This window comes from Nocardia sp. NPDC052112 (assembly GCF_040680135.1).
Taxonomy (GTDB): domain Bacteria; phylum Actinomycetota; class Actinomycetes; order Mycobacteriales; family Mycobacteriaceae; genus Nocardia.
Genome location: NZ_JBFAWD010000009.1, coordinates 290,251 through 313,588 on the forward strand (window position 1 = coordinate 290,251; position 23,338 = coordinate 313,588).

Here is a 23,338-nt window from a genome sequence, read left to right on the forward strand (position 1 = left end):
ATGGAGATCGAAAACGCGGTCGCAGCGGTAACCGGGGGTGCGTCGGGGCTCGGCCTGGCGACGGTACGTGAACTGCACGGCCAGGGCACGAAGGTGGTGATCATCGACCTGCCTTCCTCCTCGGGTGAGACCGTGGCCAAGGAATTGGGCGATGGGGTCGTCTTCGCCGCCGCCGATGTCACCGACGAAAACCAGGTAGCGGCCGCACTCGACGCCGCCGACGAGCTCGGGGCACTTCGGATCGCGGTGAACTGTGCGGGTATCGGCAATGCGATCAAGACCGTCGGCAAGAACGGCGCCTTTCCGCTGGCGGACTTCAGCAAAGTGATCAACGTCAACCTCGTCGGTACATTCAATGTCATTCGCCTTGCAGCGGAACGGATTTCGAGGACCGACCCGATCGGTGAAGAACGCGGCGTGATCATCAACACCGCTTCGGTCGCGGCATTCGACGGCCAGATCGGACAGGCCGCCTACTCGGCGTCGAAGGGCGGCATCGTCGGCATGACATTGCCGATCGCCCGCGACCTGGCAGCACTGAAAATCCGCGTTGTCACCATCGCACCGGGCCTGTTCCGTACACCGCTGTTCGCCACCGTGTCCGACGAGGCGATCGCCTCCCTCGGTGCGCAGGTACCGCACCCATCCCGGCTCGGCGATCCCGCCGAGTACGGGGCGCTCGCACGCCACATCGTGGAGAACCCGATGCTCAACGGCGAGACCATTCGGCTCGACGGCGCCATCCGAATGGCGCCACGCTGAGACGGTATCGTCGCGCTGTCCGGCAAATAGTTCGATAGGCGGGGTATGGGACCAGGCAGTAGTGACACCGTCGACGCAGAGTGGCGGCACTTCGAAACACTCGAGCTCACTCCCATCCTGGAGGCCGCGCTGGAAGTGTTCTACGAGCACGGCTTCCATGGCACAACGGTGCGCGAATTGGCCCGCAGAGTCGGATTGACGGTGCCGGCCTTGTACTACCACTACGAGAACAAGGAAGGCATTCTTGTTGCTCTGCTCGAGATGAGCACGGGTGACCTGAGTTGGCGGGTGCGGGCGGCAGCGGAAGCGGCAGGCGCCTCGCCCGAGGCGCGGCTGGCCAATGTCATCGAGGCCATTGCCTTGCACATGACCTTGCGCAGTCGGTTGGCTGCGCTGGATTCCGAAACCAGGCACTTGTCGGCGGACAACCGCAAGCGCTATGCCATGCGTCGCAAAGAGATCGAGAACTTGATGTTCGAGATCGTCGAAAGCGGTGCGTACGCAGGAACATTCGTCGCGCCCGAGCCGGTGGAGACGGCTCGGGCGCTGCTCGGCATGTGCCAGTCGATCGCGCGGTGGTACCACCCCGGAGGTGCGCTCAGCCCCCATGAAGTCGCCGAGCGCTATGTCGATATAGCGCTGCGGACGGTCGGGTCGCGCAAAGCCTCCCGGACAAAACGATGAGAGGGTGGAGGTAGACCTCCACCCTCTCTCGTCGGTACCGGCGCGCTACAACCGTTCGATGAGGGTTGCGTTGGCCATACCGCCGCCTTCACACATGGTCTGCAGACCGTAGCGACCACCTGTGGATTCGAGATGGTTGACCAAGGTGGTCAGCAGCCGGGTGCCGGAGCCGCCGAGCGGGTGCCCCAGTGCGATCGCCCCACCGCGGGGGTTGAGGCGATCGGGGTCGGCGCCGAGTTCCTGCTGCCAGACCAGCGGCACGGGCGCGAATGCTTCGTTGACTTCATAGGAATCGATGTCATCGATCGACAGACCGGACTTGCCGAGGATCTTCTGTGTGGCCGCGACGACGCCGGTGAGCATGAGCAGCGGGTCGCTGCCGGTGACCGCGAAGCTGTGGAATCGGGCACGGGGGCGCAGCCCGAGTGCCGTCGCCTTCTGTTCGCTCATGATGAGTACTGCCGACGCCCCATCGGTCAGGGGGGAGGAGTTGCCCGGGGTGATCTTCCAGTCGATCTCGGGGAGCCGCCGGGCCATTTCCTCGTCGTAGAACGACGGTTTCAGCCCAGCGAGGCCTTCCGCGGTAGTACTCGCTCGGACGGTCTCGTCAGCTATGACGTGGCGGGGTCCGTCGGGACCATCGACAGTGACCGGCATGATCTCGCTGGTGAAATCGCTGGCCGCGGCGCGAGCGTGGGAGCGTGCGGAGAATTCGTCGAGTGTCGTGCGATCGAGCTTCCATCGGGCGGAGATCAGCTCAGCGGAGATGCCCTGATTGACCAGACCTTCGGGGTATCGGGCCCGCACAGCGGGACCGAATGCGTCCTGGCCCATCGGTGCGGTGCCCATCGGTATTCTGCTCATCGACTCCACACCGCAGGCGATCACGATGTCGTAGGCGCCGGAGATCACGCCCTGCGCGGCGAAATGGGCGGCCTGCTGGCTCGAGCCGCACTGCCGATCAATGGTGGTGGCCGGAATCGCTTCCGGAAACCCGGCGCCGAGCACCGCGCTGCGGGTGATGTTGAGGGCCTGTTCGCCCGCTTGACCGACGCATCCACCGATCACATCGTCGAGCTGAGCGGGGTCCAGGCCGGTGCGTTCGACGAGGCCGGACAGCACCTGCGACAGCAGCGCTGCCGGGTGGATGCCGGAGAGTTGGCCGCCGGGCTTGCCCTTGCCGGATGGGGTGCGTATCGCATCCACGATCACTGCGGTTGTCATTTGTTGGTTTTCCTCTCTGATCAGGCACGCCAGATCTGGTCGCCGGCGCGCGAGAGCACGATGTTGGGAACGACCGCATGTGCGGACAATCGGGTGATCGCGAGCTCCAGCTCGGCGACGTCGCCGGTGGTGAGCATGGCTTCGCGGTCGAGGGTGTCGCGTTTCCCGGCCGTCATGTCGGTGTCGACATACCCCGGTGAAATCGCCGTGGCCGTGACGCCGTGGGCGGATTCTTCGAGGGTGATGGTCTCGCACAGCGAAACAGCGCGGCTTTGCTGGCGCCGTAGGCCGCGAGCATCGGCTCGGCCGCGATACCGGTGATGGAGGCCAGCGCGACGATCTTGGCTCCGCGGCTCGCGGACGCGGCGCGGCGCAACAGCGGCAGCGTTTGCTGGACGAGCAGGAACTGAGCACGCAAATTGATCGTCAACGTGCGGTCATACGTCTTTACCGGAAGGTCGGCGACAGATCCCGCCGCACCGAAGCCCGCGTTCAGGACCAGCAGATCCAGGCCACCGGCGAGCTGAGCGTGTGCGGTCGCCAGTGCCCGCACATCATCCTCCTCGACAAGATCGGCCGCGACCGACTGCACGGCCTTCTTCGCGGCGTCCTGGAGTTCGTGGCGGACGGCATCGGGTAGGGCATGGGCGTTCCCGCCGTACTGCCGCTCCACCGGGAGCACGATCTTGCGGACGAGCGTCTCGGTTCGTCGGACTGCCTCGGTGACACGGGGATCGATGTCGAATTGGATCGGCACGAAGCCTCCTCGGAGCAGATTATCTAGCGATCGCTAAGTAGCGAACCGGAGTCACGCCCCAGCTGTCAAGGACCCGCCTGTCGAGAGGTGTAGGGGTTCCGGGTGTGACGTGCTCGTTTAGCTGATGCTTGCGTGATGTGGCTCACGGAGCGTATAACAAATTACGTAAAACGTTTCATGTAACAGTGTTCTCCTCGGCGGAGTCGAGTTGAGTGGCTGTGGATCCGGAGGAGAGATGGCGCACGTCATCACACAGTCCTGCTGCAACGACGCCAGCTGTGTGGCGGTTTGCCCGGTCGACTGCATCCACCCCAGGCCGGACGAGCCAGGGTTCGGACGTGCCGAGCTACTGCACATCGATCCTGCGAACTGCATCGACTGCGGTGCGTGTATCGACGAGTGCCCGGTCGATGCGATCGTGTCGGAGGGTGATCTGACCGTTGCGACGGAGCCGTATTCGGAGATCAATGCGGCGTATTACCTCGACCATCCGGTCGCGCGCCCGGTGACACCCGGTATCGGCCCGGATATTGCGCCGGGGGACGGGGTGTTGCGCGTCGCGATCGTCGGCTCGGGGCCTGCGGCCTGTTATGCCGCCGGGGAACTGCTGGCCCGCCGCGATATCGATGTCGAGGTTACCCTGTTCGAGCGGATGCCGACGCCGCTGGGGCTGGTTCGCTTCGGTGTCGCGCCCGACCATCAGAGCACCAAGGGGGTGGCCCAACTCCTGCAGCGCACCCTGGGCAACAAGAACCTGGCGCTCGAACTGAACGTCGAAGTCGGTACCCACGTCGGGTCCGGTGAACTGCTCGACTACCACCATGCGGTTATCTACGCGGTCGGCGCATCGCAGGGGCGCAGGCTGGGCATACCGGGGGAGGGGCTGGCTGGTGTGCACTCGGCGACGGATTTCGTCGCCTGGTACAACGGCCATCCCGAGTACGCAGACCGCCATTTCGACTTCTCCGCCGAGCGTGCGGTGGTGATCGGTAACGGGAATGTCGCCTTGGATGTGGCCCGGATCCTGGTGTCCGACGTGGCGACGCTCGCGCGCACCGATATCGCCGATCATGCCCTGGAAGCGCTGGCCGCCAGCCGGATACGGGAGGTCGTCGTTGTCGGACGCCGCGGTCCGGCGCAGGCCGCCTACACCACACCCGAGCTGATCGGTCTCGGCCAACTCCGCAACGTCGATGTCCATGCCGAACTCGACGGCGTCGGTACCCGCGGCCAGCTGGACGCCGCGACCCAACTCAAGACGCGTCTGACCGCGGAACTGGCTACCCGGCCCGTCGATGCGGCCAATCGTCGGATCCGGCTGCGGTTCTTCCGTTCGCCGGTAGCGATTCTCGGCGAGAAGGCTGTCACCGCCGTCGAACTTGCCCACAACGAACCGTTCGAAGACGACAACGGCATTGCTGGGATACGGGCCACCGGGGGGCTCGACACGCTCGACTGCGGTCTGGTGCTGACATCGGTCGGATATCGGGCGGCCCCGGTGCCGGGTCTGCCGTATCGCGAGTCCAACGGCACCATTCCCAACGAGCACGGGCGAGTGATCGATCCGGTCAGCGGCGAATTGGCCCGCGGCGTGTACGTGGCCGGATGGGTCAAGCGTGGGCCTTCCGGGGTGATCGGCACCAACAAGTACTGCTCGATCGAAACCGTGCGCGGCCTGTTGGAAGACTTCGCCGCCGGATCGATTGTGCGACCGGTGAAATCGCGCGAAGAACTCGACGCGCTACTCACCGAGCGGCAGCCACTGCGTATCGGCAAGCAGGGCTGGAAAGCGATAGACGCCGCCGAACGCAAGAACGGGCGGGCCTCGGGTCGCCCGCGGGCGAAGTTCGTCGAGATCGGTGCCATGTTGCGGGTTGCCGGGGTGGCCACGCCCGACCCGGCATCGTCCTGTTAACCTAAAGATATTAGATAATTGGGGCGGAACCGTAGAGGTGATCGACATGAACGATGAATCTCCGTATCGCGGCCGGGTGACCCGACGACCGGTGAGGTGGGCGTGATGAGCCTGGACCCGCGCACTCCGGTCCTGATCGGCGGCGGACAGATCAACGAGCGTGTCGGCGGGCGCGAGCCGGTTGACCTGCTCGCCGACGCCGCCATCGCCGCGGGCGCGGACGCGGGAGCGCCGCGACTGCTCGCGGCGATCGATTCGGTTCGCGTCGTCGGCTTGCTGTCGTGGCGATACCGCGATCCCGGACTGCTGGTCGCCGAACGCATCGGCGCCCAGCCGCGCCATACCGGTTACACCGGAAATGGCGGCAGTACCCCGCAGGCGCTCGTCAACAGCGCTGCTGCCGACATCCTGGCCGGGCGGGCCGACCTCGTACTCATCGGCGGCGCGGAATCCTGGCGCACCCGAATGAAATTGCGTAGCCGGGGCGCCCGACCGGACTGGACGGTGCAGAACGAGTCGGTGCATCCCGCGCCGATGCTCGTGACCGAGGTGCCGATGTCCGCGGATTCGGAACGGCGCATCGGATTGGACCGGCCCGCGTACGTGTACCCGTTGTTCGAGCAGGCGCTGCGGATCGCGCAGGGGCGCTCGCTGGAGGAGCACCGGGACCGAATCGGGGCATTGTGGTCGTCGTTCAGCAAAGTCGCCGCCACCAACCCGCACGCGTGGACGCAGCGGGAGTACAGCGCGGCAGAGATCGTGACCCCGGCCGCGGACAATCGGTGGATCAGTTCGCCGTACACCAAGCTGATGAACTCCAACAACATGGTCGAGCAAGCGGCGGCGCTGCTGTTGTGTTCAGCTGAAACCGCTGCCCGCTACGGCGTTCCCCGCGACCGCTGGGTCTTTCCGCAGTCGGGCGCGCAAGCGCACGACACCTTTGCCATCGCCGAGCGTCGTGATCTGCACCGCTCTCCGGCGATCAGGATTGCCGGGGCGCGAGCGCTGGAGTTGGCCAGGATCGGCATCGACGAACTGGCCTATGTCGATGTGTACTCCTGCTTTCCGTCGGCCGTTCAAGTCGCCGCCGCCGAACTCGGCCTTGCCCTGGATGATCCGGGGCGCCCGCTGACCCTGACCGGCGGATTGACCTTCGCCGGTGGGCCTTGGAACAACTACAGCACGCACGCCATCGCGACCATGGCGGCACGGCTGCGTGAATCCCCGGGCTCTTATGGACTGGTCACCGCCAATGGCGGCTACCTGACCAAACACGCCTTCGGTGTCTATCGCACCGAACCACCGGTGGGCGGGTTCGAGTACGACAACGTCCAAAAGCAGGTCGACGCCGAGCCGCGGACCACCGCCCTCGCAAGCTACGACGGACCGGCCGCGATCGAGGCATGGACGGTGGTCCATGACCGTGACGGAACACCGCAGACCGGTTTCCTGGCGGCACGCACACCCGGCGGGGCTCGCACCCTGGCCACGACAACCGATCCCACCGCGCTGCGGGCAATGGCCGCCGAAGACGTCGCCGGGGCCGCTGTCGTCATCGACGGCGAAGGTCGATGCGTTCCGCGTTGAGGCCAGCGGCCGAGTAAATCTAAGTTCATAAGGTAAATGCGATCGGACAAGGCTCGCGATATCAGTGAGTTCGCTTTCGAGAAAAGGAGTTTGGATGTCGATCGAGGACTTCCGCGCCCGCTACGAACGCCATGTCGGCCATGTCGTGGCTGGAGACACGAAATCCGCTCTCGCGGAAATGGTTCCGGACAACCTCGCGACGGTCTTCACCGGTGTCGAGGTACCACGCGGCCCCGTGACCGAAGCGCGGGTCGTCGATGTGCGCGCCGAGGGCGACAAGCGAATCGGCGAAGCCATTTACACGACCACCGACGGTGTGATCGGTCTGCGCTCGATTTGGGAGAACCACGACGGTGTCTGGCTGGCCGCCACTCTGGAGAACTTCCCGGTCGAGGCGGAGTCGTGAGCGTCGCCGAGCTGTGGGGCCCCGTGGAGGACGGACTGGATCTGCCGTACTGGGAGGGCCTGCGCGCCGGTGAGCTGCGTTTGCAGCGATGCGCGCAGTGCCAGAGTTGGATCTGGGGGCCGCAATGGATTTGCGGGCACTGCCATACGTTCGACCCGCAGTGGGAGACGGTCGAGCCGGTCGGCACGATTTACAGCTGGGCACGCAGCTGGTACCCGTTCATCACCGAGCTGGCGGTCCCGGTCCCCTATGTCACGGTGCTGGTCGAATTGCCGCAAGCCGGTAATCGACGAGTGCTGGGAATCCTCACCGACCCCACTCCGGATACCGATCCAGTTCGCATCGGCACTCGCGTGGTCGGGCATTTCGAACACGATCCGGGCACAACGTGGCCGATGCTGCGCTGGACCCGCGACACCGCAGGAGCAGGATCATGAGCGCGAATATGCTGCGCGGCGCCGCCGCGGTCATTGGAATCGCCGAACAGCACTACCGGCGAGGTGAAGCCCCGCACGGCGAGCTGCGGATGACCCTGGAGGCGATCACCGCCGCGTGTGCCGACGCCGGAATCTCGCCGCGCGAACTCGACGGCTTCGTCTCCTATGCGGGGGGCGGGCACGACGGGGCTGTGCTCGGCGGCGCACTCGGCGTCCATGAGGTGCGCTGGTCGACGATGATGTGGGGAGGTGGCGGCGGCTCGGTCGCGGCCGCGATCAACACCGCCGCCATCGCCATCGCAACCGGCCAAGCCGAATGCGTCGTCGCGTACCGGGCCATGGCGCAAATCGACACAGGACGCCTGGGATACGCGAAATACCACTATGGTCCGCACTTTCTCGCCCACGGAGTCGGATCACCCGCACAGGTTTGCGCGCTGCGCACACAACGGCTGCTCGAACACGACGGTGTGCCACGCGAGACGATGCGGGCGTTGGTTCTGGCCGCCTATCGACATGCGCAGAACAACCCGACCGCGCAGGGGTATGGCCGTCCTGTCGATGAGCAGACCTATGAGAAGTCCCGGCTGATCACCGAACCATTCCATCTCTTCGACTGCTCCCGCGAAAGCGATGGAGCGGTGGCGCTGGTACTGGTCTCGGCCGAACGCGCGCGAAGCCTGCGGTCGGATCCGGCATACGTGCTCGCCGGAGCGCAGGGCGCACCCGGCGGCTACTCGTCGCTGATCGACAACGATGACCAATACACCTCCGCGGGGTTCGCCGGTAACGGAAGGCGGCCTGGAGTGGCCGACCGGTTGTGGGCAGCAGCCGGGCTGGGCCCCGACGACGTCGACGTTGTGCAGGTGTACGAGAACTTCAGCGGTCCTGCGGTCGCCGCGTTGATCGATCACGGTCTCGTCCCGTCCGGCCCGGCCGCCGCAGCGGTCCTCACGGTCGACAACCTGACAGCCGGGATCGGAAAGCTGCCGGTCAACACCAGCGGCGGCAATATCGCCGACTCCTTCGTCAACGGCATGGGTTTGGCGGTCGAAGCCGTCCGCCAGATCCGAGGCACATCGACCAACCCGGTCGCTGATGCGAAGACCTCGCTGTTCATCGGTGGTCCGATGGCTCCCTTGGTGAGCTCCACGCTTTTCGGTCACCACGACGCTCTTTGATCCCCGGCGCCGAGAGGTCGCCAGCCGCCCATCTGAATGAACCCATTGCGGAGGTCCGATATGGACGACAACACCCTCGACCACACCAGTCTGTTCATCGGAGGCCGATGGGTCGCCCCGTGCCACGGCGGCAGCGTCGACCTGGTGGAGGCCGCCACCGAGAAGGTACTCGGCCGCTCGGCTGTCGGCTCCGACGAAGACATCGATGCCGCCGTTGTCGCCGCACGTACCGCGCTGGAGGGCCCGTGGGGCGAATACAGCGTCGCGCAACGGGCGGCGGCGCTGGAGCGGTTTGCCGCGGCGTTGAAATCACGCGCCAAAACCACGGCGGCACTGGTCAGCAGAGAGAACGGCATGCCGATCGCACTGTCGATCGCCGTGAACGGATACGGTCCCGCAGCCATGTTCGGCTACTACGCGGACTTGATCCGCAACACCGATGCCGAGGATGTGCGCCCCAGCATGTTCGGCGGCCGGACCGTCGTGCGGCGCGAGCCGGTCGGTGTGATCGCCGCGATCACACCGTGGAACTATCCCCAGCCACTAGCCGCGATGAAGCTGGCACCCGCGCTTGCTGCCGGTTGCACCGTCGTACTCAAGCCCGCACCGGAGACTGCGCTGGATGCGTTCGTCTTCGCCGAGGCGGCGCTCGAGGCCGAATTGCCCGATGGTGTACTCAATGTGGTTCCGGCCGATCGCGCCGCTGGGGCGCATCTGGTCGCGCACCCCGGTGTCGACAAGGTGGCATTCACCGGGTCGACGGCGGCCGGACGCGCGATCGGCGAAGTATGCGGTCGACTGCTGCGGCCGGTCACATTGGAACTGGGCGGAAAGTCGGCCGCGATCATCGCCGAGGACGCCGATCTCGAAGTGTTCGCTGCCAACCTCGCCGATGTGTCGCTGGTCAACAACGGACAAACATGCCACGCGAGCACTCGCATCCTCGCGCCGCGATCGAGATACGCCGATGTCGTCGAGGCTGTCACCGAAACCGTTCGCAATCTCAGCGTTGGCGACCCGCTCGACCGAGCGACCCAGATAGGGCCATTGGTGAGCTCCGCGCAGCGGGATCGGGTGCTCGGATACATCGCCGCAGGCAAGCGTGGCGGGTACCGGATCACCACCGGCGGTGGTGTCCCGGCATCATCTCCGCTGGGATGGTTTGTCGAGCCCACGGTCTTCGCCGACGTCGACAACACCTCTCGGATCGCGCAGGAGGAAATCTTCGGTCCCGTCCTGGCCATCACCGCCTACGACGGGGAGGACGAGGCCGTCGCGCTGGCCAACGATTCCGAATACGGCCTCGCTGGAACCGTGTGGACCAGCGACGAAGCATACGGATTGGCGCTTGCGGCACGGATCGAAAGCGGGACCGTCGGTGTCAATCATTACGCGCTCGATCTGGCCGCTCCGTTCGGCGGCGTGAAGGCATCGGGCTTGGGCCGTGAGCTCGGGCCCGAGGGACTCACGCCGTACCAGCAACCGAAATCGATCTACCTCGGCACCCGCTGAGTGTCACTGGCCGTCGCTATCGATCAAAAGGGAGTTTTGTCGATGACGTTTCCTCTGGAGGGCATTCGTGTCCTCGACCTCACCGACGGTCTCGGTGAGTCCTGCGGACGGTATCTGGCCGACCTCGGCGCCGAGGTGATTCGGGTGGAACCGTCCGGTGGATCGGCCTCCCGCCGCGCCGCGCCGCTGGTCTATGGCGTCAGCATCCCGTTCGCGCTGCGCAACGCCAACAAACTCGCCGTAACCATCGATCTGGACGACCCGTCCGGAGCGGCACGGCTGCGCGCGATGGCCGCCGAGGCCGACATTGTGATCGAATCATTCGCCCCTGGCCGGCTGGATCAGCGCGGACTACCGCCCGCCGAAATTGTCAGGGACAACCCAACATTGGTGTGGGTGGCGATCAGCGGGTTCGGGCAGACCGGGCCATATCGGGATTGGGTGGCCACCGAGCAGGTCCTCTACGCACTGAGCGGGGTGCTGTCGAGGTCGGGCGCTCCGGGCGCCGAACCGCTGCTGCCGCCATCGGGTCTGATCGAGGAAACAGTTGGCACCCATGCCGCATGGTCGGCATTGCTCGCATACTACAAACGGCTGCGAACCGGCCGTGGCGAACTTATCGACCTGTCCGCGTTCGAGACCGTCGTACACGGATTCGACCCGGGATTCGGTACCCAGGGTTCCGCAGCGGCAGGCCGCTCGGAGGACTTTCCGCGCGGACGACCCGATGCCGCGAACTTCTACCCGGTCTTCGCCTGTGCCGACGGCTATGTCCGAATCTGCCTGCTCGCCAAGCGCCAGTGGCGGGGGATCTTCGAATGGCTCGGCGAACCAGCGGAATTCTCGCACCCCAAATATGACACCATCCCGGCACGCTTCGCCGCCGCGGACCGATTGCATCCGTTGATCGCTCGACTGTTCGCGGACAAGACCCGCGAGGAATTGGTATCCGAGGGAGCCGCTCGCGGCGTCCCGGTCGGCGGCGTCCATGGCATGGCGGAAGTCCTTGCCGCCGAGCACTTCTCGACCTCGGGATCGCTGATCGACATGGAACTCGCACCCGGCATGTTGGCGCGTGTCCCGTCGGGATACGTCTCCATCGACGGACAGCGGGCCGGCATCCGGCATCCGGCACCACTGATCGGCGAACACAATCAGTTGCTCCGATTCCGGGACCGCCCGGTCATCGAGGCCGCGGATCAACCCGCGGCCGTGCCGCCGCTCCAGGGACTGCGCGTCCTCGACCTCGGCGTCATTGTGTTCGGCGCCGAACTCAGCCGCCAGTTCGCCGACTACGGCGCCGATGTCATCAAGATCGAGAACGCGGCCTTTCCCGACGGCCTGCGTCAATCCAAACGTGGTGCGGCACTGTCACCGTCGGTGGCGTGGGGACATCGCAACAAGCGGAGTCTCGGCCTCGATCTGCGCAGCGAGGAAGGCTTGCGAATCTTCCGCGAGCTCGCCGCCGACGCGGATATCGTGCTGGCGAACTTCAAGCCGGGCACCCTCGCCTCGATGGGACTGTCCCCCACCGAGTTGGCAGCCCTCAACCCCGGCTTGATCGTGTCCGAGAGCAGCGCCTTCGGCAACGCGGGCCCATGGCGCACGCGCCTGGGATATGGACCCCTGGTTCGGGCGTCCTGCGGAGTTTCGGCGTTGTGGCGTTACCCTGATGACGCAGAGCTGCTGTGTGACGGGATGACGGTCTATCCGGACCACATCGCGGCACAAGTCGCGGCGACCGCGGTGCTGGCGGTATTGATTCGCCGTGAGCAGACCGGCAGTGGCGGCGCTATCGAGGTCGCGCAGGCCGACACCGCATTGACACAGTTGGGCACCCAACTCGTTGTCGAGTCGGTCGTGCCTGGATCTGTCCGTGTTCCCGGCAACAGCGACCCATATGCCGCTCCATCAGGAGTGTTCCCGTGCGCGGGTGACGATGAATGGTGTGCGGTTTCGGTGCGCAATGACCAGGAATGGGAGCGACTTTGCACTCTCATCGGGCAACCACAGCTGGCCACCGATCCACAATTGGTGGCGCGCGGTACCCGGATCCGCAACCGCGACCTCGCCGACAGTGTGCTCGTCGAGTGGCTACGACACCGCTCGGCTGTCACGGCGATGCGGGAACTGCAGCAGCAGGGGATCGCGGCGGGTGCGATGCTGCGGTTGCCCGAACTGCTCAGTGACCCACACCTCAACGCGCGCGGCAGCTTTACCGCGCTCGAGCACGACCTCCTGCCGGCAACCCTTCCTGCCGCCGCCGCAGTGGCACATTTCAGCACCATCCCGCACCCCCCACTGGATCCCGCACCGATCGCGGGAGAGCACACGCTCGAGATCTGCCGCACCGTGCTGGGGATGACCGAGGCGCGAATCACGCAACTCGTCGAGGCAGGAGTTCTCCAGCCACCGGCAGCAGATCCCCGTGAGTCGATCCCGCCGGATCCTGTCGCAGCTCGGTGATCACCTTCGCCAGGGCATTGCGCAACTTTCCGGCGTCCGAGGTGAAGAGGCCGTAGCGCGTGTGGCGGCGGCACGGGGATTGCGGTGGGGCTCAGTTCGCGAGCAAGCCCATCGAGGAGGTTATCGCGGCGAATCCGGAGACGTTCCTCCAGCAGTACTGGTGCGGTCGGAAGATGAGACCCTGCAACGGATATTGCGTGCCAAGGCGGCGGGCGCGGTCGGTCTGATCCGGACCCCGGGCTGGTCCTTCTCGCGCTGGTGGGACTGGGGCAGCCCGGTGCGACCGGAGAAAGAGGATGAGTGCACCGGATTCGACGGATGTGGCGTTGATCTGTGAACAGTGGGGCGCTGCTGATGCCGCGCCCCACTGGATATTCAGGAGCGCAGGAGATCTCGGTGGATGATCTCTTTCATGATTTCGTTCGTGCCGCCGTAGATCCGTTGGATGCGGGCATCGATGTAGGCCTTGGCGACCGGGTACTCCATCATGTAGCCGTATCCGCCGTGCAACTGGACTCCGGCGTCGATGACCCGGCCCTGGAGTTCGGTCGCGGAGAGCTTGGCCTTGGCGGCGTCGACCGCGGTCAGCGTGCCCGCGTTGAATTCTCGTACACAGCGGTCGATGTAGGCCCGCGATACCTCGACGGAAGTTTGCAGGTCGGCGAGGGTGAAACCGACGGCCTGGAACTCGCCGATATGTTTGCCGAAGGCCCGGCGTTCACGGACGTAGCCGAGCGTCCAATCCATCACTGCTTCGGCGGAAACCTGTGCGGCGACACCGATTCCGAGGCGCTCGAGCGGCAGGCTCTGCATCAGGTAGCCGAATCCGCCACCGAGTTCGCCCAGTACGTTGGCGGCGGGGACACGGACGTTGTCGAAGAACAGTTCGGCGGTGTCCTGGGCGTGCAGACCGACCTTGTCCAATTTGCGGCCGCGGCTGAAGCCGGGGGTTCCGTCCTCGACGACGAACAAGCTGAAGCCGCGCGAGCCCGCGCCGCGATCGGTGACCGCGAAGACGATCACCAGATCGGCGAGTATGCCACTGGTGATGAATGTCTTCGAACCGTTGATGACCCACCCGTCGCCGTCGGGGACCGCGGTGGTCTGAATAGATCGCAGGTCACTGCCTGCTGCCGGTTCGGTCATCGCGATGGCGCCGATCGTTTCGCCTGTGACGAACCCCGGTAGCCAACGTCGTCGCTGATCTGAATCTGCGTGTCGGAGTAAGTAATTCAAGACGATATCGTCGTTGGTCGAAAATCCGGACTGTAGTGCCGAGGCTCCGACACGTGCGATCTCGGACTGGATGACCACCCGGAAACGGTAATCGGTCTCACCCGGGCCGCCGTACTCCTCGGGGACCGACAGGCCGAGCAGCCCCTGTTCTCCTGCGGCCAGCCAGGTTTCGCGATCGATGAGTCGGTCGCTGTCCCATTTTTCCATCTTCGGCACCACGTGCCGCTCGACGAACCCGCGCACGGTTTCTCCGAACAGCTCGTGGTCGGCTTCGAAAAGGTCGCTCTTCAAGTTAATCCTCCTGTGCCGCAGCAACATCGCGGCGGCTTCGTATCAGTTCTCGGTCAGCAGCTTCTGGGTTTCCCGGCGGAAGACCTGATTGGCGACTTCGTTCTGGCCCAACACCATCCGGCCTGCGCTGGCGCTGGCCATGCCACGCTGGGAGTCACGCAGCAGCGGAAAGTCCTCGGCGTGTAGCACATCGAGCAGGATCTGCCAGTTCTTGTCCCACAATCGGGTCCACTTCTCCGCGGTCAGCGCGGTCTCTTCGACCGGCGGAACGATCAGGCGCATTTCCATGCGGCAACGCTGTGCATCGGTGGGGTGCGGGCGGAAGGTGAGCAGTTGGAAGTGATCCGGTTGTCGCAGCAGCGTGCTGTTGGGGAGCAGGAAGTGGGTTTCGGTCACGTCGTTGGCCAGGCTGCGATCACCGGGATCTTCTTCGATCCAGCGGTCGATCGACTTGCGTGGTGCGATGAACCGGCAGTGCCGTCCGAAGTCGTCGAAGGCCATCACGTTGGTGTGGATGTGTTTGGCCGCGGTGTTCGGGTGGGCGTACTGGATGTGGTAGCCGTCGAGGAAAGCGTCCTGCATGATCTTCCAGTTGACCGGCTCGTCGAAACCCTCGGACTGAACACAGACCTTCGGTCCGAGATCGTAGGACCCGAGAATCGCGTCCATCTCCGGCCCCAGCCATGCCGCGACATCGATCGAAGCATCGGCGTCGTCGACGACCCACACGAAGCCATGGCGCTCCTCGGTCGGCAATTCGATCAGCCCGAGTGTCGAGCGGTCGGCCGCACCGAATGTGTTGTCGCGGGTGATCGTTCGCAGGCTGCCATCGGTGTCGTAGGACCAGCGGTGGTACGGGCAGGAGAACAGTCGGCAGCGCCCCTTCTCCGCCTTCTCCACCAACGCCCCGCGATGGCGGCACAAGTTCACGAGCGCCTTGACTCCGCCGTCGCGCTGGCGGACCACGATGATGTTGTTGCGTGGCATCTGCAGGGTGAAAAAGTCTCCGGCACGGGGAATCTCGGATCCGTGCGCGACGATCGACGGCGCACGCCCGAAGATCAGGTCGCGCTCGCGCTTGGCAATGCCCGGGTCGGTGAACTCCTCCGGTGCGAACCAGGTGAGGTGCTCGAACTCGTCGGTGGTGTCGTTGCGCAGGTGTGTCAGTGCGCGGCGAATGCGTTCTTCGCGGGGAGCCCCGACCTCGGTCATGGCATTCCTCCAATGTCTTTCGGGGGCGCCTGGTGCCGCCATCCTGGCGGTTGGCGTCGACCCGGCTGAGCTGTTCGGATTCCTTTCTAAATCTAACCCATGTAGATTTATGTGTAAACGGGCGGATCAGGAGGAGTGCTCGACGATGATTTCCTACGTGTGGTCTGAACATCTCGGTGACGGTGCTCGGGCAGAGGCGCTCGCGCTGGTGCGGGAGGCGGCGCGCTACGACGAAGAAGCGGGATTCTCGGTCGTCGAGCCGTGGGATGTCGAGGCGGTGACACGCGAAGGGGAGGAGCAGGTGTGGCATCTGCCGGTCAAGGCTCGTCGAGACCTCAGCATTCGCGAGGACGCGCCGGTGCTGATGGTGGCCTATCTGCACTTATCGGTGGATCCGCACGGGCAGGGCACAGTGAAACTCGTGGTGCATCCGGACTATCGCTCGCGCGGTATCGCGACACTGCTGGTCGAAGAGCTCGGGTTGGATATATCGCCGCCCGGTGGATGGTGTGGCACCGGTGCGACCTCGTTGCGAAGCTGGGCCTACGGCAGCCATCCGGCATCGGAGCGGTTGACACGGCGCTTCGGCATCAAGCCGGTGGCCAGGCTGTGGACGCTGCTGCGGCATCTATCGGGTCCGTTCGCGATGCCTCTGGAGCCGATTCGGCTTCCCGGCGGTGTCATTGTCGAAGGTCCCAGTGGGCTCACCGAATCGGCGACGACCGCACGGGTAAGTGATGTGCTGGAGCGTGCTGGGTTGACACGAGCCCAGTTCGATCAGTTCGGCAGCGAATTCGCCGCGCGGTCGGGCCAAGTTCTGATCGCATCGGTTGCATCAGGGCGACCGGTCGGCTTCGTCTGGTTCGATCCGCACCTGCGCGAGCATCTCGACCTGCGAGCCGCGCGCGTGCATGCGCTGATCCTGGTCTCCGATATCCGCGGTGGCGGCTTGGGGGCGGCATTGCTCACGCGAGCGCTGCAGGAGCTGGTCGCCGCCGGTACTCAACTCGCGCAGATCAGGGTGGATCCCGCCCATGAAGGCGCGCTGCGGATGCTTCGACTGCTGTCGTTCGAGCAGGAAGACGCGCACGCCTGCTATCAGATCGGAGAGTGGATCGATCCTCCGGCTTTTCCTGGTAGGTGACCTTGCACGGCGGCAGCGGGAATTCGACGGTCCGGCGAAGCGGTCAGACCGATTCGGCGGCGACCATCGTGGATTCGTCGCGAACCACACCGTGCAGAAAACTGCGAATCATCCCCTCGTACAGACGCTTCGGAGACATCTCGTTCGCGGCGAGAGCACGAGCGAGCGTCGGCTGAGAGGCCGGGTCTACATTCGGGAAGATTGTTGCCCGGCTGCTCGGTCCACGCATTGCCTCGGTGAGCACCGCGCCGAGCGTGAGGCGTTCCATGCCATCGAGGATCTGGACGTGCAGGTGGATCGGAACGCCGGACGCCTCCAGGAACTGTGCGGCGTCCTCGTAGCGGCGTATCAACACCGTGCGCGGCAGTTCGTGCAGCAGGATGGGCGCGGCGTTGCGATGCCGCAGGATCGCCTGGCGGAAATTCAGGCCGAGGGCAACGAAGTATTCGGGCCAGTCCGGACCGGGCTTGCGTCGGGGCAGCGCGGCCTCGCTGGTGATCTGCAGAGCTATCGCGGACATGATCGCCGACCTGTCGGCGAAGTGGTAATACAGCGACGGAGTCTGAACGCCCAGATGTTTGGCCAGGCGGGGCAGGCTGAAGGCGTCCAACCCTTCGGTGTCGATGATCTGGAGCGCGGCGGCGACGGCGGCGGATCTGCTGATCAAGGGCTTGGACGGTCGCGGCATTTCACGCTTTCGGCTGGTGGCGGCTGGTCTTAAACCTATCGGTATCAGGTAATCGTATCCGGTGCGGCACTGCGGAAGCCCGTTATGTCCGGGGAAATTCAATGGCCGGAGGTGCCTCCGTCGACGGCCAACGTCGAGCCGGTGATGTACCCGGCGGCGGGACTGGCCAAAAACACGACCGCGGCAGCTATCTCGCTTTGGGTCGCAGTACGGCCGAGCGGGCAGCCGTGCAGGAACTCCTCGAGTGTGCCGCGGGGCATATCGGCAATCATGTCGGTCTCCACGAATCCCGGGGCAACGGCGTTGACCCTGATGCCTTTTCGGCCGGACCACTGGTTGGCCAGATCTCGGGTCAACCCGATCAGGCCGGCCTTGCTGGAGGCATACGCGGCCTGCGGTAGGACCGACTTGATCAGCCCCAACATGCTGGCGATATTGACGATCGAGGATCCTGGCCGCATCACTCGCGCCGCGGATTGGGCCATCCAGTACGCGCCCAGCAAGTTCACCTCGAACACGGCGCGGAAATCCTCCGGGCGCTCCTGCGTCGCCGGTGCCGCGTGCGTGACCCCGGCATTGTTCACCAGCACATCGAGGCGGCCGAACTCGCTCAGTGCCGCCATTGCCAGCCCCTCACACTCGACCGGATCCGTGACATCGGTCGGGACGACGAGGCAGCGTCTGCCGAGGTCGCTCACCGCTTCGGCGACCGCATCGAGCTGTGCCCGGCGCCGTCCGGCGACGACGATATCGGCGCCCGCCGCTGCCAGGGCGCGGGCGAATCCCGCGCCCAATCCGCTACCGGCGCCGGTGACAACCGCGACCCTGTCGTCCAGTCGGAACAGGTCGAGGACCGATCCGGCTGAGGGTGTGCCGCCCATCTGTGACATCAGTCCACTCCTGTCTAGTTAAACTAACGAGTTTAGGTTTGTTCATCCAAAACGCGTCTTCACAACGGGTTCGCGATGGAGCTTGCCGCTGTTTAATCTAATGGCATAAGATTTATGGCGGCAAGTGGATCGGGGGTCGATGTTGGGAGAAGCCAGATGGGCGATATGGCTGGCCGGATGCCGCGCCGGTTGCGTGTGGTCGGTAAGAGGTCGCCGGCCAAGGATGTCGTCGTCGTTCGACTCGCCGATCCGGACGGTGGCGAAGTGCCCGAGTGGCAGCCTGGAGCGCACATCGACCTCGTGCTCGACGGTGGCGTGACGCGTCAGTACTCGTTGTGCGGCGATCCTGCCGATACCCAATCGCTGACTGTTGCTGTGCTGCGGGAGGGCGCGGGGCGCGGCGGGTCGATTTTTGTTCACGACAAACTCGAGATCGGCGATCTCATCGAGGTCGGCGGGCCACGCAATCACTTCGAACTGGTCGATGCGGCGTCGTATCTGTTCATCGCCGGGGGGATCGGTATCACGCCGCTGCTGCCCATGCTGCGCCGTGTCCACGGATCGGCCAGGCGGTGGCGGCTGCTGTACGGAGGGCGAACCCGTCAGAGCATGGCCTTCGTCGACGACTTGGCCGCCATTCATCCTGGCGCGGTCTCGATTCGTCCGCAGGATCAATACGGTCTGCTGGACATTCGCGGTGCGATGGCATCCGTGCCGGTGGGGACGGCCGTCTACTGCTGCGGTCCTGAAGCTTTGCTGCAGGCGGTCGAGGCCGCGGGCCGCGAGCATGGCGGCCTGGATGTGCACATCGAGCGATTCGCGCCCAAGGCGGTCACCGCGGACGCTGTCGAAGGCGCGTTCGAGGTCGAGCTGAAACGCACCGGTCGGGCGGTCGCCGTCGCGGCGGACGAGACCGTATTGGACGCATTGCAGCGTGCGGGGGTTGCGGTGGAGTTCTCCTGCCGGGAAGGCACATGCGGTACCTGCGAGGTGGCCGTCCTCGGCGGCGTTCCCGATCACCGCGATTCCGTTCTGACCGACGAGGAACACGCCGCAGGTGACGCCATGATGGTCTGCGTTTCACGCTGCCGCGGATCCAAGCTGGTGCTCGACCTCTGACTCTTTTAAACTACGACCATTAGATAAATAGTGACAGGCGTCACGTCTGTTCGGCTATCCGGTATCGCCGGATGATGCAACAGGAAGTTGAGGAAAGATGGCAGCGACAATCGGATCGGCCCTGGGCTGGTGGGCCCACACAAAGGGGGACCGGACAGCGATCGTCGTGGACGAGCAGGCGTTGACTTACCGGCAGTTGCAGGATTGGTCGAGCCGGATCGCGCGTTCGCTGGTCGAACGGGGAGTCGAGCGGGGTGGCCGGGTCGGCGTGCTCGGCCCGAACTCGCTGACCTGGCCGGTCATCGCGCTAGGCGTCCTCAAAGCCGGGGGCGTGCTGGTGCCATTGAACCCACGCCTGAAGCCGGCTGAACTGCGCAAGGTCATCGACGACGCCGATATCGGCACCGTCGTTTTCCCACCGGAGTTCGCGGCATCGGTGGACGAGACCTGGAACCTCGGTGCAGTCTTCGCGGGTATCGGTTTCGACGAGTTGATCGCACTGCGTGCCGGCGAGGTCGATGACTTCCGCATCGACCTCGGGCCCGATGACACGGTCGCGCTGCTGTTCACCAGCGGATCGACCGGCTTGTCCAAGGGCGTCATCTGCACAAACCGAACGCTGCTGAGCATCGTGTTCGAAGCGTCACTGGTCGAAGATGGCTTGCGTCCGGGGTCCACCACGTTGCTGGTCTTGCCGCTGGTGTTCACCCCGGGGCTGGTATGGGGCCTACTGATGAGCGTGGTCCTGGGCGGGACCATCGTGATCGAATCCGAGTTCGTGCCGGGCCGGGCCGCGCGGTTGCTGGCCGAGCATCAGGTTCAAGCGATCTTCGGTGTGCCACTGATCTTCGAAGCGATCGCCAGGTCGCCGGAATTCGACGAGACCGATCTGAGCTCGTTGCGCACGGCGATCGTCGGCGGTGCCGCGGTGCCGCCGGCACTGCTCGAGCGCTGGGCGAAGAAGGGGGTCGCGTTGCGTCAGATCTATGGCATGACCGAGGCGGGCGGGGTGGCCACCGCCACGCTGGTTGCCGAAGCCGCCGATCACCCGGAAACGTGCGGAACCGGCTCGATCTTCACCGAGGTGTCCGTGGTCCGAGCCGACGGCAGCACCGCCGATCCGGGCGAGGAGGGCGAGATCCTGCTGCGCGGCCCAGGCGTGACGCCCGGATATTGGAACGACCCGGAATCGACCGCCGCGGCGTTGCGCGACGGTTGGCTGCACAGTGGCGATCTGGGAAAGTGCGACGAGGAAGGTCGTCTGCAGTTCGTCGACCGGTTGAAGGATTTGATCATCACCGGGGGAATCAATATCTCGCCGGTCGAGTTGGAGCGGGTCATCGGTGAACTCGACGGTGTCGAAGAGGTAGCGGTGATCGCGGCCACCGACAATCGGTTCGGGGAGACTCCCGCCGCGATCGTGAAGGTAGCCGGCGGGGTCGACGAAACGGCCATCATCGAGCACTGCAACCGGCTCGTTGCCGACTACAAAGTGCCCCGCTACGTGGTCATCCGTGATGAACCGCTGCCGCGGCTGCCCAGCGGAAAGCTGTCGAAGACCGCGATTCGGGCCGAATACCGCAATGTCGCCGAGCGATTCGAGAAACTGCGGTGACCGAAGCGCAGCAACAGCAAGCCGATCGGGTCGTCTTGATCGAACGTGACGGTCCGATCGCCGTAGTGCGACTACACCGCCCAGATCGCTTGAACGCGTTCAATATTCAGATGCGCGATGAAATAATCGCTGCCTTCGACGCTTGCGACGGCGACGACAGCGTGCGCGCCATTGTATTGACCGGTTCGGGACGAGCCTATTGCGCGGGCGCTGACCTCTCCGGCGGCGCCGACACATTCGTGAGCGCAGCCGACGAGCAATCCGGCGCCATCCCGCCGGATGTCGGCGGCCAGGTAGCGTTGCGGATATACCGATCACTGAAGCCGGTGGTGGTCGCGATCAATGGGCCGGCGGTCGGCGTCGGAATCACCAGCACGCTGCCCGCTGATATTCGAATCGCCGCCGACTCGGCGCGATTCGGGTTCGTCTTCACTCGACGCGGCCTGGTTCCAGAGGCGTGCTCGTCCTGGTTTCTACCGAAGATCGTCGGCATAGCCACGGCACTGGAGTGGACATTGAGCGGCCGGATGATCTCCGCGACAGAGGCATTCGAGCGCGGACTGGTGCGCGAAGTGGTTCCCGACGAACAGGTGGTCGAGCGCGCGGTCGATATCGCACGATCACTGGTGTCCGGCACGGCACCGGTGTCGGTGGCGCTGACTCGGCAGCTGTTGTGGCGGATGCTCGGTGCCGACGGGCCCGAGGTCGCCCACCGCGCGGAGTCGCGGGGGATCTTCGTGCGCGGCGCCTCCGCGGATGTCCGTGAAGGTGTCGCTGCGTTCCTGGACAAACGAGACCCGCAATTCGTCGACTCCGTCGCGGACGGGTTGCCCGCACTGTTCGGCTAGAGCCGCCAGGCGACCCGCCCACGTCTAGGACGTGTGCGGGTCGTCGGTATTGGTTTGCGGCACCGTGGTACCGGGTGTCGGTGGACAGAGGATCCCGCACGGGATCGGGGGAAGACCCGGGATCTGAATCATCGGCTCGGCCTGCGACGGCACTGCGGGGCGATCGACGCTCTCGGAACCCGGGTCGCTGTCCGAATGCGCGTTGTCCAGGGGAGGCGGGGTGGGATCCGAACCGGCGGATTCCTGTTGCCCTGAGCCGACGGGTGGCAGATCGACGGTCACAATCGTTCTCGCGCCGCTACCGCGGTAGCTCGCGGCCCAGCTGAGTACATCCGCCGCATAAGTTGGTGAGTTGTTGTAGCGCAGAACAGCTTTCAGCTCCTGCGTGGGATCTCGCAGATCCATGCCGCCAGAGCACAGATAGCGCCCGGCGGCCAGTGCGGCGTCGAAAACGTTCTCCGGGTCGGTCACGCCGTCGGCGTTACCGTCGCTGGCATAGCGCGTCCACGTCGCGGGCAGGAATTGCATCGGCCCGATTGCGCGTACGTAGCCTTTTGCGTCCCTGATGATTTCGTTACCCGGCAAGGTGCCGTCGAGAAGGGGACCGAGGATCGGGGAGCGGGCGGTCCCGGACGCGTCGAGGTCACCTCCACGTGCGTGGCCGGACTCGATCCGTCCGATTCCGGCGAGAAGACTCCAGGTCAGCCCGCAGCCCGGTGCCGAATGGGCAAGGGCCAGTTCGGCGTTGCGATAGGCGGCGAGTGCTGCCTCGGGGATTCCGACGGCTGTCGTCGAGACAGGCGTTGCGCCGACATCGGTTGCACCGCTCGGTCGAGCCGCAGACGCAGCGACTTCCGGCTCGGCGGAGACGGCGCGCAGACGTCGGGAAGGATTGCCCAGTACGGGCAGCAGGCCGACCGTGGCGTCATTGTCGACCGGAAGTGCCTGGGCTGCTGCGTGATTCGCTGTCTGCAGGACGTCCGGTGTAGCGGTGAGTGTCGACGACCCCGCTACCAACAGGCCCGCCACGGTGAGCATCGGTAGGAACGCCGGCCTCGAGGACAGCGATCCCGATCGCTGATTCGGGGGCTCGGGATGCGCACGGCGATGTGACCGCATCGGGACTCCTGGATTGTTGCCGGTGTCGCATAGCCGCTGCGGCACAACTAGATCGGCTGGCTTCGAAAGCGCGGCGTCACCTGCCCGAGTTCGAGCGTGCAAGCCGACGTCACGTCGAAAGTATTCTTGCACAAGAAGTGTGATCCGTCTAACGTATTACGTCAGACGTTGTCTGTATCACAGTTCTGCCGTCGTCCTCGATGGGCATCGACCCAGCGCTCGAGGCGAACCCGGCTCCGGGGGCG

General features: G+C 65.1%; 21 protein-coding genes and 1 pseudogene. 14 read left to right on the plus strand and 8 right to left on the minus strand.

What is annotated here, in order from left to right:
- Nucleotides 1-762: a 3-hydroxyacyl-CoA dehydrogenase gene (locus AB0L58_RS20235; protein WP_364388758.1), complete on the plus strand. Its 762-nt coding sequence runs from the start codon at nt 1-3 to the stop codon at nt 760-762.
- A gap of 45 nt (nt 763-807) precedes the next feature.
- A complete protein-coding gene (locus AB0L58_RS20240) occupies nt 808-1,446 on the plus strand; it encodes a TetR/AcrR family transcriptional regulator (RefSeq protein WP_364388760.1) in 639 nt (212 codons plus the stop codon).
- 45 nt (nt 1,447-1,491) lie between these two features.
- On the opposite strand, the gene AB0L58_RS20245 is transcribed toward AB0L58_RS20240, so the two are convergent.
- The 3 genes from AB0L58_RS20245 to AB0L58_RS20255 are packed head-to-tail and all read right to left on the minus strand — an operon-like array spanning nt 1,492 to nt 3,427.
- A complete protein-coding gene (locus AB0L58_RS20245) occupies nt 1,492-2,670 on the minus strand; it encodes an acetyl-CoA C-acyltransferase (RefSeq protein WP_364388762.1) in 1,179 nt (392 codons plus the stop codon).
- Between the two features lie 20 nt (nt 2,671-2,690).
- Nucleotides 2,691-2,846: a hypothetical protein gene (locus tag AB0L58_RS20250; protein WP_364388764.1), complete on the minus strand. Its 156-nt coding sequence runs from the start codon at nt 2,844-2,846 to the stop codon at nt 2,691-2,693.
- On the minus strand, nt 2,843-3,427 hold the full coding sequence (locus AB0L58_RS20255; protein WP_364388766.1) for an SDR family oxidoreductase: 585 nt from the start codon (nt 3,425-3,427) through the stop codon (nt 2,843-2,845). The genes AB0L58_RS20250 and AB0L58_RS20255 overlap by 4 nt, the downstream gene beginning before the upstream one ends.
- Nucleotides 3,428-3,662: 235 nt before the next feature.
- Here AB0L58_RS20255 and AB0L58_RS20260 point away from each other — a divergent pair, with 235 nt between their 5' ends.
- The 8 genes and pseudogenes from AB0L58_RS20260 to AB0L58_RS20295 all read left to right on the plus strand — a co-directional run.
- A complete protein-coding gene (locus AB0L58_RS20260) occupies nt 3,663-5,342 on the plus strand; it encodes an FAD-dependent oxidoreductase (protein WP_364388768.1) in 1,680 nt (559 codons plus the stop codon).
- A 105-nt stretch (nt 5,343-5,447) separates the two neighbouring features.
- Nucleotides 5,448-6,929: an acetyl-CoA acetyltransferase gene (locus AB0L58_RS20265; protein WP_364388770.1), complete on the plus strand. Its 1,482-nt coding sequence runs from the start codon at nt 5,448-5,450 to the stop codon at nt 6,927-6,929.
- Between the two features lie 94 nt (nt 6,930-7,023).
- On the plus strand, nt 7,024-7,335 hold the full coding sequence (locus tag AB0L58_RS20270; RefSeq protein ID WP_364388772.1) for a hypothetical protein: 312 nt from the start codon (nt 7,024-7,026) through the stop codon (nt 7,333-7,335).
- Entirely contained in the window at nt 7,332-7,772 is a 441-nt protein-coding gene (locus tag AB0L58_RS20275) for a zinc ribbon domain-containing protein (RefSeq protein WP_364388774.1), read from the plus strand. The genes AB0L58_RS20270 and AB0L58_RS20275 overlap by 4 nt, the downstream gene beginning before the upstream one ends.
- Entirely contained in the window at nt 7,769-8,953 is a 1,185-nt protein-coding gene (locus tag AB0L58_RS20280; protein WP_364388776.1) for a transporter, read from the plus strand. The genes AB0L58_RS20275 and AB0L58_RS20280 overlap by 4 nt, the downstream gene beginning before the upstream one ends.
- 60 nt (nt 8,954-9,013) lie before the next feature.
- Nucleotides 9,014-10,465: an aldehyde dehydrogenase gene (locus AB0L58_RS20285; RefSeq protein WP_364388778.1), complete on the plus strand. Its 1,452-nt coding sequence runs from the start codon at nt 9,014-9,016 to the stop codon at nt 10,463-10,465.
- Nucleotides 10,466-10,507: 42 nt separating this feature from the next.
- Nucleotides 10,508-12,931 carry a CoA transferase gene (locus AB0L58_RS20290; protein ID WP_364388780.1) on the plus strand — a complete coding sequence of 808 codons (2,424 nt, stop codon included), beginning with the start codon at nt 10,508-10,510 and terminating at the stop codon, nt 12,929-12,931.
- Nucleotides 12,932-12,971: 40 nt separating this feature from the next.
- Nucleotides 12,972-13,229: pseudogene (locus AB0L58_RS20295) on the plus strand (alpha-hydroxy-acid oxidizing enzyme); the annotation flags it as partial.
- Between the two features lie 77 nt (nt 13,230-13,306).
- Here the strand turns inward: AB0L58_RS20295 and AB0L58_RS20300 are convergent.
- Both AB0L58_RS20300 and AB0L58_RS20305 read right to left on the minus strand, forming a co-directional pair.
- The gene (locus AB0L58_RS20300; protein WP_364388782.1) at nt 13,307-14,458 is read right to left on the minus strand and encodes an acyl-CoA dehydrogenase family protein; all 1,152 of its coding nucleotides are present in this window, start codon (nt 14,456-14,458) and stop codon (nt 13,307-13,309) included.
- Between the two features lie 42 nt (nt 14,459-14,500).
- Nucleotides 14,501-15,670: an SRPBCC family protein gene (locus AB0L58_RS20305; protein WP_364388784.1), complete on the minus strand. Its 1,170-nt coding sequence runs from the start codon at nt 15,668-15,670 to the stop codon at nt 14,501-14,503.
- Between the two features lie 145 nt (nt 15,671-15,815).
- On the opposite strand from AB0L58_RS20305, the gene AB0L58_RS20310 reads away from it, so the two are divergent.
- Complete coding sequence (locus tag AB0L58_RS20310) at nt 15,816-16,814, plus strand: GNAT family N-acetyltransferase (protein ID WP_364388786.1); 999 nt, start codon at nt 15,816-15,818, stop codon at nt 16,812-16,814.
- A 43-nt stretch (nt 16,815-16,857) separates the two neighbouring features.
- On the opposite strand, the gene AB0L58_RS20315 is transcribed toward AB0L58_RS20310, so the two are convergent.
- Nucleotides 16,858-17,502 (minus strand): TetR family transcriptional regulator, encoded by a 645-nt coding sequence (locus AB0L58_RS20315; protein ID WP_364388788.1) that lies wholly within the window; start codon nt 17,500-17,502, stop codon nt 16,858-16,860.
- Between the two features lie 98 nt (nt 17,503-17,600).
- A complete protein-coding gene (locus AB0L58_RS20320) occupies nt 17,601-18,383 on the minus strand; it encodes a glucose 1-dehydrogenase (protein ID WP_364388868.1) in 783 nt (260 codons plus the stop codon).
- A gap of 174 nt (nt 18,384-18,557) precedes the next feature.
- Between AB0L58_RS20320 and AB0L58_RS20325 the strand changes: the two genes are divergently transcribed.
- The 3 genes from AB0L58_RS20325 to AB0L58_RS20335 all read left to right on the plus strand — a co-directional run bounded on the left by AB0L58_RS20325 (nt 18,558) and on the right by AB0L58_RS20335 (nt 21,974).
- Nucleotides 18,558-19,511: a PDR/VanB family oxidoreductase gene (locus AB0L58_RS20325; RefSeq protein ID WP_364388869.1), complete on the plus strand. Its 954-nt coding sequence runs from the start codon at nt 18,558-18,560 to the stop codon at nt 19,509-19,511.
- Nucleotides 19,512-19,608: 97 nt separating this feature from the next.
- Nucleotides 19,609-21,126: an AMP-binding protein gene (locus tag AB0L58_RS20330; protein ID WP_364388790.1), complete on the plus strand. Its 1,518-nt coding sequence runs from the start codon at nt 19,609-19,611 to the stop codon at nt 21,124-21,126.
- Nucleotides 21,123-21,974, plus strand: coding sequence for an enoyl-CoA hydratase-related protein (locus AB0L58_RS20335; protein ID WP_364388792.1), 852 nt, complete (start codon nt 21,123-21,125; stop codon nt 21,972-21,974). Before AB0L58_RS20330 ends, AB0L58_RS20335 begins: the two co-directional genes overlap by 4 nt.
- A gap of 24 nt (nt 21,975-21,998) precedes the next feature.
- On the opposite strand, the gene AB0L58_RS20340 is transcribed toward AB0L58_RS20335, so the two are convergent.
- Entirely contained in the window at nt 21,999-23,093 is a 1,095-nt protein-coding gene (locus AB0L58_RS20340; RefSeq protein WP_364388794.1) for a lytic murein transglycosylase, read from the minus strand.
- Nucleotides 23,094-23,338 lie beyond the last annotated feature (245 nt).

Excerpts from the sequence above, each read along its gene's own strand:
- AB0L58_RS20235 (WP_364388758.1), top strand. The coding sequence starts at position 1 with ATGGAGATCGAAAACGCGGTCGCAGCGGTAACCGGGGGTGCGTCGGGG.
- AB0L58_RS20240 (WP_364388760.1), top strand. The coding sequence starts at position 808 with ATGGGACCAGGCAGTAGTGACACCGTCGACGCAGAGTGGCGGCACTTC.
- AB0L58_RS20245 (WP_364388762.1), bottom strand. The coding sequence starts at position 2,670 with ATGACAACCGCAGTGATCGTGGATGCGATACGCACCCCATCCGGCAAG.
- AB0L58_RS20250 (WP_364388764.1), bottom strand. The coding sequence starts at position 2,846 with ATGACGGCCGGGAAACGCGACACCCTCGACCGCGAAGCCATGCTCACC.
- AB0L58_RS20260 (WP_364388768.1), top strand. The coding sequence starts at position 3,663 with ATGGCGCACGTCATCACACAGTCCTGCTGCAACGACGCCAGCTGTGTG.
- AB0L58_RS20265 (WP_364388770.1), top strand. The coding sequence starts at position 5,448 with ATGAGCCTGGACCCGCGCACTCCGGTCCTGATCGGCGGCGGACAGATC.
- AB0L58_RS20270 (WP_364388772.1), top strand. The coding sequence starts at position 7,024 with ATGTCGATCGAGGACTTCCGCGCCCGCTACGAACGCCATGTCGGCCAT.
- AB0L58_RS20280 (WP_364388776.1), top strand. The coding sequence starts at position 7,769 with ATGAGCGCGAATATGCTGCGCGGCGCCGCCGCGGTCATTGGAATCGCC.
- AB0L58_RS20285 (WP_364388778.1), top strand. The coding sequence starts at position 9,014 with ATGGACGACAACACCCTCGACCACACCAGTCTGTTCATCGGAGGCCGA.
- AB0L58_RS20290 (WP_364388780.1), top strand. The coding sequence starts at position 10,508 with ATGACGTTTCCTCTGGAGGGCATTCGTGTCCTCGACCTCACCGACGGT.
- AB0L58_RS20305 (WP_364388784.1), bottom strand. The coding sequence starts at position 15,670 with ATGACCGAGGTCGGGGCTCCCCGCGAAGAACGCATTCGCCGCGCACTG.
- AB0L58_RS20310 (WP_364388786.1), top strand. The coding sequence starts at position 15,816 with ATGATTTCCTACGTGTGGTCTGAACATCTCGGTGACGGTGCTCGGGCA.
- AB0L58_RS20315 (WP_364388788.1), bottom strand. The coding sequence starts at position 17,502 with ATGCCGCGACCGTCCAAGCCCTTGATCAGCAGATCCGCCGCCGTCGCC.
- AB0L58_RS20320 (WP_364388868.1), bottom strand. The coding sequence starts at position 18,383 with ATGGGCGGCACACCCTCAGCCGGATCGGTCCTCGACCTGTTCCGACTG.
- AB0L58_RS20325 (WP_364388869.1), top strand. The coding sequence starts at position 18,558 with ATGGCTGGCCGGATGCCGCGCCGGTTGCGTGTGGTCGGTAAGAGGTCG.
- AB0L58_RS20330 (WP_364388790.1), top strand. The coding sequence starts at position 19,609 with ATGGCAGCGACAATCGGATCGGCCCTGGGCTGGTGGGCCCACACAAAG.
- AB0L58_RS20340 (WP_364388794.1), bottom strand. The coding sequence starts at position 23,093 with ATGCGGTCACATCGCCGTGCGCATCCCGAGCCCCCGAATCAGCGATCG.